Annotated in this window: 1 protein-coding gene (running past one end of the window); it reads left to right on the forward strand. The window is 54.4% G+C overall.

The window, feature by feature from the left end; all coding sequences use genetic code 11:
- Positions 1-13,594, forward strand: partial view of a non-ribosomal peptide synthase/polyketide synthase gene (locus tag EAE92_RS18400; protein WP_214069131.1) — the start only. 22,799 nt of this gene lie beyond the right edge of the window; 13,594 of the gene's 36,393 nt are visible here — the first part of the coding sequence; it begins with the start codon at positions 1-3; the stop codon falls past the right edge of the window.

A 13,594-nucleotide genomic window follows, 5' to 3' on the forward strand; every position in this document is an offset into this window, starting at 1 on the left:
ATGAAAGGTAACATTGCTACAGCGGGAAATGTTCTTAAAGACCAGGCTCTCTCTCAGATATCATGTGAAAATATAACTCATAATACGTATGATACATCGGTTCCATCACGAATATGCGTTGTGGTGGGGGGAACGACTCTTGCGGTGTTTTGCGCCGAGCAAATTCTGGCGGCTGGGCATACCATACAAGCAGTGCTACCTACTGATACTGTTCTACAAACGTGGGCTGCCCAGCAAGGGATTCCTTGTGTGAACTCGGTTGATGCATTACAAGAACAAATCACGTCACAGCCTGTCGATTGGCTTTTCTCAATCGTCAACCCAATTATCCTGCCGGGGTCGCTTATTGAACAAGTTCGTGGCGGGGCTTTTAATTATCATAATAGTCCCCTGCCGCGTTATGCGGGCAGCCATGCAACCTCTTGGGCGCTGTTAGCTCGGGAAACACATTACGCTATTTCCTGGCACTGTATTGAAAGCGGTGTGGATACCGGCGATATCGCCGTGCAATGGCCGGTATCGATTGAGGAACAGGATAATGCTTTCTCGTTGAATCTGAAATGTTATCAGGCGGCTCAGGAAGGATTTGTTGAACTACTGAAAAATCTGGGGCGCGATGCACTGGTGACTTATCCTCAGGATCTCTCGCAACGGAGTTTTTATGCTCAGTCGCGTCGTCCCGATTGGGGAGGATATTTGTGTTGGGAGCAGTCGGGAGAAGTCCTGTCAGCTTTAGTGCGAGCATTAGATTTTGGGGAGAATTATTTAAACCCATTGGGTTGCCCGAAACTGTTGCTGAGGCATGGCCCGGTACAGATTTCCTGGCTCCAGCGGTTGGACACGCGCTCTGAGGGGATACCCGGTACGTTGATTAGTGTGGAGGAGGATGCCTGGCAGGTGACGACCGGCAGTGAGGATGTGCGGATTGGGGGATTCGCCACCCTGGAAGGTCATTTGTTGTCTGCCAGAGAGCTTGCCGAGATAGCGGAACTTAGACCGGGCAAACAGCTTCCTTTACTCTCCTCGCAACAAGCGCGGAATGTAAAAGATACCCTTCAAACACTCGCGCCTAGTGAATCATTTTGGCATAAGCGTCTTGCCTCGTTGCAACCACTCCAGTTGCCTTTTGAAATGATTGGAAAACAGGCGGAACCCCGATGGGAAATCAGCCCTTGGCAGCCTCCACTGCCGAATGCTGGAGAAGACCCATTACAGACACTGTTGCAGGTATTCGTTATCTACCTTGCGCGTTTGACTCAGCAGACTGAATTCCAAATCGGCTGGTGTGTGGACGAGGCAAAATATAAACCAGATATATTGACTGGATTGTCATCGGTGGCGCCGATGGTTGTTGAGGCGGCGTTTGATAAGCCGTGGTCTGTGGTGGCTGACTGGATGGATAACGAGTTTGTTCGATTGGCGCGGCACCGCACATTTAGTCGTGATCTTCTTTCCCGTTCTCCTTCACTGCGGGCTATCCCAGAATTAAGAACAAGCCGGCCGTGGCAGATCGCCGTTTCTGTGATACAGGATGACAAATCGTGTGATCAGGCGGTATCCGGCGAATTGCTGACGTTGCAGATCAATGCGCAGGGTGGTTTCCGCTGGGTCTATGATGAAAATCGCCTGAGCCAGGAAGTTATTCGGCGGATGAGTGAACATTTGCAGGTGCTGGCGTCATCAAAAAGGGCGAGTGATGAAATCCCTGTTGGGCAGCTTAATTTATTGCCTGAGACTGAACGTAAGTTGTTGCTGGAAACCTGGAACGCTACTGCAACCGCGTATCCAGAGGCGTTATGCATTCATCAGTTGTTTGAACAACAGGTGGAGAAAAACCCGGAGGCAATAGCACTGATAGCGGGAGATAACACTTTCAGTTATATGGAACTGAATGCCCGCGCCAATCGGTTAGCTCGTCAACTTATCGAACAAGGAGTGTGTCCCGGTGATCATGTCGCGTTTCTGCTAGAGCGCTCGATGGAACTGGTAGTGACGCAGTTAGCGATTCTCAAAGCCGGAGCCGTTTATGTGCCGATTGATCCCAGTGTGCCGGATGAGCGGAAAAACTGGCTGATAAGTGATTGTTCCGCCAGATTACTGCTCACTGATACACAGGTGGATATTCCTGCGGATCTGACTGTGCCGCTGTTTCGTCTCTCGGATGAGACAGATACGGGCCGCGAGGAAGATCATCTTAACCTTGACTTACCGCGTTCCAGCACCGAGTTAGCGTATATTATGTACACCTCCGGTTCTACCGGAACTCCGAAAGGGGTGTTGGCGCCGCATCGCGCGGTGGTCCGGTTGGTTATCAATAATGGCTATGCTGAAATCGGACCGGATGACCGGGTGGCCTTTGCCGCTAACCCAGCTTTCGATGCCAGCACGTTTGAAGTTTGGGCGCCGTTGCTGAATGGCGGCGCATTAGTGGTGGTTGATCACGCCACTTTGCTGACGCCGCAAGCGTTTGTAGAAGCTTTACAGATTCAGCGAATGACGGTTCTGTGGTTGAGTGTCGGGTTGTTTAACCGTCTGGCAGCGGAACTGTCCCCGGTTTTGCCGCAGATAAAGCTGCTGATTGTCGGCGGAGACGCCCTTGATCCCCATGTTATCGGTCAGGTACTGAACACTAGTCCGCCGCGACAGCTATTAAATGGCTACGGGCCAAGTGAAGGCACCACCTTTACGGCAACATACCGAATCAATGCAGTCGCGCCGGGAGCGACCAATATCCCGATCGGTCGACCGGTAGCCAACACGCGGGTTTATCTGTTGGATGCCTATGGTCAGCCGGTGCCGCTGGGGGTGGTCGGAGAGATTTATGTGGGTGGAGATGGGGTGGCTTGTGGTTATCTTAACCGGCCTGAATTGACCGCCGAGCGTTTCCTTACCGATCCGTTTAGTGATAACCCGGATGCTCGCCTGTACCGCACCGGGGATTTGGCGCGTTATCTGCCGGACGGCAATCTGGAGTTCCTGGGCCGAAACGATCAGCAGGTTAAAATCCGCGGCTTCCGCGTTGAACTGGGGGAAATTGAAGCCCGGTTAGCAGAGCACCCAACGGTGCGTGAGGCGGCGGTGTTGGCTCGGGGAGAAGGGCAGGATAAACGGCTGGTGGCTTATGTGGCGGCGGAAGCCCATGATGGATTGGTGAACAGTCTGCGTGCTCATCTGCAAGCTATTTTGCCTGACTATATGGTGCCGTCAGCCTTTGTGCGGCTGGATGCTTTTCCATTGACGCCGAACGGTAAATTGGATCGTCGCGCACTACCGGCGCCTGATAGTGAAGCTTTTGCCCGTCAGATTTACGAAGCGCCTCAGGGAGAAACAGAAATAGCGCTGGCGGCGATTTGGCGCGAATTACTGGGGATTGAGCAGGTAAGCCGATATGACAGCTTTTTTGCTCTGGGTGGTCATTCACTACTTGCGATACGGGTGGTTGAACGGCTGCGTCACTTGGGATTGACGCTGACGGCGCGTGATCTGTTCCAGTCGCCGGTGCTGTCAGACCTGGCGCAAACATTGGGACAGCATCAGGCGGTGATAATACCGCCTAACGTCATTACGCCAGCAACTACGGCGCTGACGCCGGCGATGTTGCCGCTGATTGATTTGACTCAGGCTGACATTGACCGCATCGTCGGGCAGGTGCCGGGCGGGATCGCGAATATTCAGGATATTTACGCCCTGTCGCCGTTGCAGGATGGTATTTTGTTCCACCATTTACTGGCAAAAGAAGGTGATCCCTATCTGTTGACGGGGCAGATGGCTTTTGCTGATCGGGCGCTGTTGGATCGTTATCTGGCGGTGGTGCGACGGGTGGTTGATCGCCACGATATCTTACGTACCGCTTTTATCTGGCAAGGATTGTCAGTCCCGGCGCAAGTGGTCTGGCGTGAGGCCACTTTATCGGTGACTGAACTGACATTAAACCCGGTTGATGGTCCGGTCAGAGAGCAGTTAATCCAGCGCTTTGATCCCCGTCAGCATCGTCTCGACCTGAGTGAAGCGCCGCTATTACGTTTTGTCGTGGCGCAAGAAACCGATGGCCGTTGGATTCTTCTGCAATTGCTGCATCACCTGATTGGCGACCATGAAACAATGGAAGTGATGCACCGCGAAGTTCAGGCATATCTAACAGGTCAGGAGGAGAGCCTGCCTGTACCGGTGCCTTTCCGCAATCTGGCGGCTCAGGCCCGGCTGGGGGTGAGTCAGGAGGAACATACCCGCTTCTTTACCGAGATGCTGGCGGAAGTGGATGAACCGACGCTGCCATTCGGCTTGACAGAGGTGCATCGTGATGGTTCACAGGTGACGGAATCTCACCGGATGTTGGCGCCTGAGTTGAATACCCGTTTGCGCGGTCAGGCTCGGCGTTTGGGCGTCAGTCTGGCGGCGTTGTGCCATTTGGCTTGGGCGCGGGTGTTATCGCGTACCAGTGGTCAGGAGCAAGTCGTGTTTGGCACCGTACTGTTTGGGCGTATGCAGGCAGCGGATGGCGCCGACAATGGTATGGGGCTGTTTATTAATACCTTGCCATTGCGGTTGGATATCGATGAAACCCCGGTACGGGAGAGTGTACAGATTGCTCATACCCAACTCGCCGGATTACTGGCGCATGAGCATGCGTCATTGGCGCTGGCTCAGCGTTGCAGTGGGGTCGCCAGCGGTACGCCGCTCTTTAGCGCCCTGTTGAACTACCGGCATAATGCCTTATCGGCAACGTCAGATGAACTGATTGGCGGTATTGAATTCCTTGGCGTCCAAGAACGGACCAACTACCCGTTAGTGCTGTCGGTGGAGGATTTTGGCGATGCACTGGGGCTGACGGCTCAGGTCGTGCAACCGTTTGAATCGGAACGGGTCTGCGGCTATATGCAACAGACGCTGGAGAGTCTGGTGGAGGCCCTTGAGCAAGCCCCGGATATGGCTGTTCGGGAATTGGAAATTCTGCCGGAAGCGGAACAGACGTTGCTGTTAAAAAATTGGAACGCCACGGCAACCGCCTATCCTGATCAGTTATGTATCCATCAGTTGTTTGAACAACAGGTGGAGAAAACGCCTGACGCGACAGCATTAGTGTATGAAGATCAGACCCTCAGTTATGCCGAATTAAATGCCCGCGCTAACCGGCTGGCTCGTCAGCTAATCAAACAAGGGGTGTGTCCCGGTGATCATGTCGCGCTCTTGCTAGCTCGCTCAATGGAACTGGTAGTGGCGCAATTGGCGATTCTCAAAGCCGGCGCTGTTTACGTGCCGATAGATCCCAATGTGCCGGATGAGCGGAAAAACTGGCTGATAAATGATTGCTCCGCCAGATTGCTGCTTACCGATACACAGGCGGACATTCCGGCGGATCTGGCTGTGCCGCTGTTTCGTCTCTCGGATGAGACAGATACAGACAACGAGCGAGATCGCCTTAACCTTGATTTACCGCGTGCCAGCACTGAGTTAGCGTATATCATGTACACCTCCGGTTCTACCGGGATACCTAAAGGGGTGTTGGTGCCGCATCGTGCGGTGGTCCGGCTGGTGATTAACAACGGCTATGCTGAAATTGAACCCGATGATCGGGTGGCCTTTGCCGCTAACCCGGCTTTCGATGCCAGCACGTTTGAAGTGTGGGCGCCGTTGCTGAATGGCGGCGCGTTAGTGGTTGTTGATCACGCCACTTTGCTGACGCCGCTAGAGTTTGTACAGGTTTTACAAGTTCAGCGAATTACTGTTCTGTGGTTGAGTGTTGGATTGTTTAACCAGCTAGCAGAAGAATTGTCCCCGGTTTTACCGCAGATAAAGCTGCTGATTGTCGGCGGAGATGCCCTTGATCCGCATGTTATCGGTCGGGTACTGAACACCAGTCCGCCACAGCAGCTATTAAATGGCTATGGACCGAGTGAGGGCACCACCTTCACGACCACCTACCGTATCAATGCAGTCGCGCCGGGAGCGACCAACATCCCGATTGGCCGACCGGTAGCCAACACGCGGGTTTATCTGTTGGATGCCTATGGTCAGCCGGCGCCGCTGGGGGTGGTCGGAGAGATTTATGTGGGTGGAGATGGGGTGGCCTATGGTTACCTTAATCGTCCTGAATTGACCGCCGAGTGTTTCCTTGTCGATCCGTTCAGTGATAACCCGGATGCCCGTATGTACCGCACCGGAGATTTGGCGCGTTATCTGCCGGACGGCAATCTGGAGTTCTTGGGCCGTAATGATCAGCAGGTTAAAATCCGCGGTTTTCGCATTGAACCAAAAGAAATTGAGGCCCGGTTAGCCGAGCATCCAACGGTGCGTGAAGTGGCGGTGTTGGTACAGGGGGAAGGTCAGAATAAACGGCTGGTGGCCTATGTGGTGGAATCAGCGGATGACGGGCTGGCGGACAGCTTGCATACTCACCTGAGCGCTATTTTACCTGACTATATGGTGCCAGCGGCCTTTGTGCGGCTGGATGCGTTTCCGTTGACGCCAAACGGTAAGTTGGATCATCGGGCGTTACCGGCGCCGGACAATGAAATTGTTGCCCGTCAGGTTTACGCTGAGCCTCGGGGAGAAACAGAAATAGCGCTGGCGGCGATTTGGCGTGAATTATTGGGCATTGAGCAGATAAGTCGGTATGACAGCTTTTTTGCCTTGGGTGGTCATTCGTTGCTCGCTGTACGTATGATTGGACGCTTGCGTCACTTGGGATTGACACTGACGGCGCGTGATCTGTTCCAGTCGCCGGTGCTGTCAGATCTGGCGCAAACATTAGGACAGGATCAGGCGGTGAAAGTGCCGCCTAACGTCATTACGCCAGCAACCACAGAGTTGACGCCGGCAATGTTGCCGCTGATTGATTTGACTCAAGCTGATATTGACTGCATCGTCGGGCAGGCGCCGGGCGGGGTGGCCAATATTCAGGATATCTATGCCCTGTCGCCGTTGCAGGATGGTATTTTGTTCCACCATTTGCTGGAGAATGAAGGCGATCCCTATCTATTGTTCAGTCAGATGGCCTTTGCTGACCGGGCGCTGTTGGATCGTTATCTGGCCGCGGTTCAGCGGGTGGTTGATCGCCACGATATTTTGCGTACCGCTTTTCTCTGGCAAGGATTGTCAGTCCCGGCGCAGGTAGTCTGGCGTCAGGCCGCCTTATCGGTGACGGAACTAACACTGAATCCAGTTGATGGTCCGGTCAGTGACCAGTTAACCCGGCATTTTGATCCGCGTCAGCACCGTATTGATTTAAGGGAAGCACCGTTATTACGTTTTGTAGTGGCGCAAGAAACTGATGGCCGTTGGGTTCTGTTGCAACTGTTGCATCACCTGATTGGCGACCATGAAACGATGGAAGTGATGCACCGTGAAGTGCGGGCGTATCTGGCAGGTCAGGAGGAGAGCCTGCCTGCGCCGGCGCCTTTCCGTAATCTGATCGCGCAGGCCCGGTTGGGGATGAGTCAGGAGGAACATACCCGTTTCTTTACTGACATGTTAGCGGAGGTAGATGAACCCACATTACCGTTCGGGTTGACGGAAGTGCATCGTGATGGCACTCAGGTGGCTGAATCTCACCGGATGCTGGCGCCTGAGCTAAATAACCGTTTGCGCAGTCAGGCCCGACGTTTGAGTGTGAGTCTGGCGGCCTTGTGTCATCTGGCCTGGGCACAGGTGTTGGCGCGTACCAGCGGACAAGATCACGTGGTGTTCGGTACGGTGCTATTTGGGCGTATGGCGGCGGGAGATGGGGCTGACAATGGCATGGGGCTGTTTATTAATACCTTGCCGTTGCGATTGGATATGGATGAAACCCCAGTACGGGAGAGTGTACAGACCGCCCATACCCGATTGGCCGGATTACTGGCGCATGAACACGCGTCACTGGCGCTGGCGCAGCGTTGCAGCGGCGTACGGGGTGAGATACCCCTGTTTAATAGCTTATTGAACTATCGGCATAATACTTTGCCGGCAATGTCAGATGATTTGATGAGCGGTATTGAGTTTCTTGGCGCACAGGAGCGAACCAACTATCCGTTAATGCTATCGGTGGAGGATTTTGGCGATGCTCTGGGGCTGACGGCTCAGGTCGTGCGGCCGTTTGAGCCGGAAAGCCTATGCGGCTATATGCAGCAAGCATTGGAGAGCTTGGCGACAGCGCTGGAACAGGCCCCGGAAATGCCGGTACGACAGTTGGAAATTCTGCCGGAAGCGGAGCGTACTTTGTTGTTAACAACTTGGAATGCTACGGAAGCCGTCTACCCTGACCAGTTGTGCATTCATCAGTTATTTGAACAACAGGTGGAGCAAACTCCTGGCGCGACAGCGTTGGTGTATCAAGAGCAAACCCTCAGTTATGCCGAATTAAATGCCCGTGCCAACCGTCTGGCCCATCAGCTTATCGCGCTGGGCGTCGTACCTGACCAACGGGTGGCGATTTGTGTGGCGCGTTCACCGGCTATGGTGGTGGGATTGCTGGCGGTAATGAAGGCGGGCGGAGCCTATGTGCCGTTAGATCCGTCTTATCCTGGCGCGCGTCTGGTTCATATTCTGACCGATGCTGCCCCGGCGGTGGTGCTGGCAGATGAAGCTGGCAGGGTTGCACTGGGTGAGGAAGCGCTGACCAAACTGACAGTACTGAACCCGGATACCTTGCCTGATAAACCGGATTATAATCCACAGGTACCGGAGCTGACTTCCCGGCATCTGGCCTATGTGATTTATACCTCCGGCTCCACGGGGGTACCCAAAGGGGTGATGATTGAGCACCGCAATACGGTTAACTTCCTGCACTGGGCGCAGCGGGCCTTTGAGACGGAAGAGATCCGCGAAGTGCTGTTCTCAACGTCGATGAATTTCGACCTGTCCATTTTTGAATGTTTTATGCCGTTATCTCGTGGCGCGGCGATTTATCTGGTGGATGACGCGCTGTCATTGATGCAGCAGGCCCTGCCGGTGACCTTGATTAACTCAGTCCCGTCCGCGATGAAACCGTTATTGCAGGCTCGGGCGCTGATGGCGTCGGTTCATACGGTCAATCTGGCGGGGGAACCGCTCAAAGGCGCCTTAATTGAACAGATTTTCGCAGAAACGCGAATACAGCGGCTGTGTAATCTCTATGGACCTTCTGAAACGACAACTTATTCTGCCTGGCTGCCGATACAGCGAGGCGACCGGATTATTGAAAGTATCGGCCGTCCGATAGCCAACACCTGCCTTTACTTACTGGACGAATATGGTCGACCGGCGCCGTTGGGCGTCGTGGGGGAAATTTATATCGGTGGGGCGGGAGTGGCGCGTGGCTACCTCAATCGCCCAGACTTGACGGCGGAACGGTTCCTGATTGATCCATTTAGTGATGTGTCGGATGCCCGGATGTACCGCACCGGGGATTTAGCCCGTTATTTGCCGGACGGCAATCTGGAATTTCTGGGCCGTAACGATCAGCAAGTGAAAATTCGCGGCTTCCGTATTGAACCGGGGGAAATTGAATCCCGGTTGGTGGAACACCCGGCGGTGAGTGAATCGGTAGTATTAGCGCAAGGGGAAGGGCAGGAAAAACGGCTGGTGGCCTATGTGGCGGCAGAAGCGAGCGAGGGGTTGATTAACAGTTTACGCGAACATCTGAGCGTTCAGTTGCCTGATTACATGGTGCCGTCGGCCTTTGTGTGGCTGGATGCGCTGCCATTGACGCCGAACGGTAAATTGGATCGTCAGGCGTTACCGGCGCCAGACAATGACGCCTTTGTCCGCCAGGTTTACGCCGCGCCGCAGGGAGAAACAGAAATCGCGCTGGCGGCTATCTGGCGTGAGTTGCTGGGGATTGAGCAGATCAGCCGGTATGACAGCTTTTTTGTGCTGGGCGGTCATTCGCTGCTGGCGATACGGATGGTTGAACGCCTGCGTTACCTGGGGTTGTCGCTGACGGCGCGTGATCTGTTCCAGTCGCCGGTGCTGTCAGACCTGGCGAAAACATTGGGACAGCATCAGGCTGTGACAGTGCCGCCTAACGTCATCACGCCGGCAACGACCGCCCTGACGCCGGCGATGTTGCCGCTGATTGATTTGACTCAGGCTGACATTGACCGCATCGTCAGACAGGTGCCGGGCGGAGTGAGCAACATTCAGGATATCTATGCCCTGTCGCCGTTGCAGGACGGGATTTTGTTCCACCACTTACTGGCAAACGAAGGTGATCCCTATTTGTTAGTCGGCCAGATGGTCTTCGCTGATCGGGCTTTACTGGACCGTTATCTGGCGGCAGTGCAACAAGTTGTTGACCGCCACGATGTTTTGCGTACTGCTTTTATCTGGCAAGAGTTGTCAGTGCCGGCTCAGGTCGTCTGGCGTCAGGCGTCTTTATCGGTCACTGAATTGGATTTAGACCCGGCGGATGGGCCGATTGGTGAACAACTGGCTCAACGTTTTAATCCCCGTCATTATCGTATTGAGCTGGATCAAGCGCCATTGTTGCGGTTTGTGGCGGCGCAGGAGACGGATGGTCGTTGGGCGGTGTTGCAACTGCTGCATCACCTGATTGGCGACCACACCACGCTGGATGTGATGAACAGTGAGGTTAAGGCGTATCTTGCCGAACGGGAGGAGAGTCTGACTTCTCCAGTCTCTTTCCGTAATTTAGTGGCTGAGGCCCGGTTGGGCATGAGTCAGGAGGAACATACCCGTTTCTTTACCGAGATGTTGGCGGAGGTGGACGAACCCACGCTGCCATTCGGATTGACGGAGGTGCATCGTGATGGTTCACAGGTGACGGAATCCCACAGGATGCTGGCGCCTGAACTGAATGACCGTCTGCGTGGACAGGCCCGGCGTTTGGGGGTCAGTCTGGCGGCCTTGTGTCATCTGGCCTGGGCGCAGGTGTTGGCGCGTACCAGCGGGCAAGATCACGTGGTGTTCGGTACGGTGCTGTTTGGGCGTATGGCGGCGGGAGACGGGGCTGACAATGGCATGGGGCTGTTTATCAATACCTTGCCGTTGCGGTTGGATATGGATGAGACCCCAGTACGGGACAGTGTACAGACCGCCCATACTCGATTGGCCGGATTACTGGCGCATGAGCATGCTTCATTGGCGCTGGCTCAACGTTGCAGTGGGGTTGCCAGCGGTACGCCGCTCTTTAGTGCGCTATTGAACTATCGGCATAATGCTTTGTCGGCAACGTCAAATAAACTTATCAACGGTATTGAATTTCTTGGCGGACAGGAGCGGACCAACTATCCGTTAATACTGGCGGTGGAGGATTTTGGCGAATCCCTGGGGCTGACGGCGCAGGTCGTGCAGCCGTTTGATCCGGCAAATCTATGCGGTTATATGCAGCAGGCATTGGAGAGCCTGGCGACAGCGCTGGAACAGACCCCGGAAATGCCGGTACGGCAGTTGGCAATTTTGCCGGAAGCGGAGCGTACCTTGTTGTTAACAACCTGGAACGCGACGGAAACCGCGTATCCGGAGGCATTGTGTATTCATCAATTGTTTGAACAACAAGTGGAGCAAACCCCGGATGCGATAGCATTAGTGTATGAAGATCAAACCCTCGGTTATGGCGAATTAAATGCCCGTGCTAACCGGTTGGCTCATCAGCTTATTGCGCTGGGCGTCGAGCCGGATCAACGAGTGGCGATTTGCGTGTCACGTTCACCGGCAATGGTGGTGGGAATATTGGCAATACTGAAAGCCGGCGGTGCCTATGTGCCGTTGGACCCCGCTTATCCGGGTGAACGTCTGGTGCATATCCTGCATGATGCTGCGCCGACAGTGGTGCTGGCGGATAAGACCGGCCGGTCTGCATTAGGCGAGGAAACGCTGGCCAGACTGGCAGTACTTGACCCGAATACCTTGCCTGATCAGCCGGACAGTAATCCTCAGATACCAGAGCTGACTTCCCGGCATTTGGCCTATGTGATTTATACCTCGGGTTCGACCGGGACCCCGAAAGGGGTGATGGTTGAACATAGTTCGCTCTTAAATCTACATGGCACGCTGACAGCGCGGGTGTTTGCGCCTTCATCTGCCTCTTACCGGGTTAGCCTGAACGCGAGTATGGCATTTGATGCGTCATTGCAACATATACTGGGTCTGTTGAATGGCTATACGCTGGTGATTGTTCCACAAGATGTGCGAGTCGATGGGGCCGCCTTATTGCAGTTTTTAGCCGCCACAGAGCTGGATGTGCTGGACTGTACGCCAATGCAATTAGAGATGTTGTTGGCGGCGGGGTTGTCTGACCATAAAAAAGCGTTGACGCTGTTGATTGGGGGGGAATCCATATCCACACAAATCTGGCAGACGATAGCCGGTATGCCGCAACTGACGGCCTATAATGTCTACGGCCCGACAGAATGTACCGTGGACACGACGTTGGCCTGTATAGATCCGTCGCATCCTTATCCAACTATCGGTCGTCCGCTGGATAATGCCCGTCTTTATTTATTGGATAACGGTGGTTCCCCTGTGCCGTTGGGGGCAATAGGGGAGTTGTACATTGGCGGTGATGGTGTGGCGCGTGGCTACCTCAATCGCCCTGACTTGACGGCTGAACGTTTCCTGTCTGACCCATTTAGTGATAAACCTGATGCCCGCATGTACCGCACCGGGGATTTAGCCCGCTACCTGCCGGACGGCAATCTGGAATTCCTGGGCCGCAACGACCAGCAGATTAAAATTCGTGGCTTCCGCATTGAAACGGGCGAAATTGAATTCCGGTTGGTGGAACATCCCGCGGTGAGTGAATCTGTGGTATTGGCGCAGGGGGAGGGGCAGGACAAACGGCTGGTGGCCTATGTGGTGGCGGAAAACCATGAGGGGCTGGTAAATAGTCTGCATACCTACTTGGGTGCCATGTTACCGGATTATATGGTGCCGTCAGCTTTTGTGCGTCTGGATGCGTTTCCGTTAACGCCGAACGGTAAATTGGATCGCCGAGCGCTACCGGCGCCGGACAATGAAGCCGTTGCCCGTCAGGTTTACGAAGCGCCCCAGGGAGAAATGGAAATGGCGCTGGCGACGATTTGGCGTGAGGTTCTGGGGATTGAGCAGATCAGCCGGTATGACAGTTTCTTTGCTCTGGGCGGTCATTCGTTGCTGGCGGTGCGGGTGATGAACCGGGTAGCCGCTTTGGGTATCGAATTGCCATTAACCACCCTGTTTAAATCCCCTTCGTTAAAGGCATTTGCTGAGGTCATGCAGGTCCGGAAGGGGCAATCGGATATTACCCTGCCAGCCATCGTGCCGGTATCCCGTGAAGGAGAATTACCGTTATCATTTGCTCAACAGCGCTTGTGGTTCCTGGCGCAGCTTGATGGCGTTAGTGAAACTTATCATATCCCGATGGCCCTGCGTTTGAGTGGGCGATTGGATATCATGGCCTGGCAGAAGGCGCTGGATACCTTATTTGCCCGTCATGAAGCGTTACGCTCTGTCTTTGTCTCTATTGATGGTCAACCACAGGTGCGGTTGTTGGCGCCGAATAGCGGCTTACTGTTATCGCAATATGATCTACGCGGGATCCCGGATGCTGATATTGTTCTTGAGCGTCTAAGCGTGGAGGAGGCTCACGCATCATTTGACCTTGAAAGCGGCCCGCTTATCCGTGCGGCGCTCATCC

The sequence above is a fragment of the Photorhabdus hainanensis genome (assembly GCF_018448965.1).
GTDB classification, from domain to species: Bacteria; Pseudomonadota; Gammaproteobacteria; order Enterobacterales; family Enterobacteriaceae; genus Photorhabdus; species Photorhabdus akhurstii.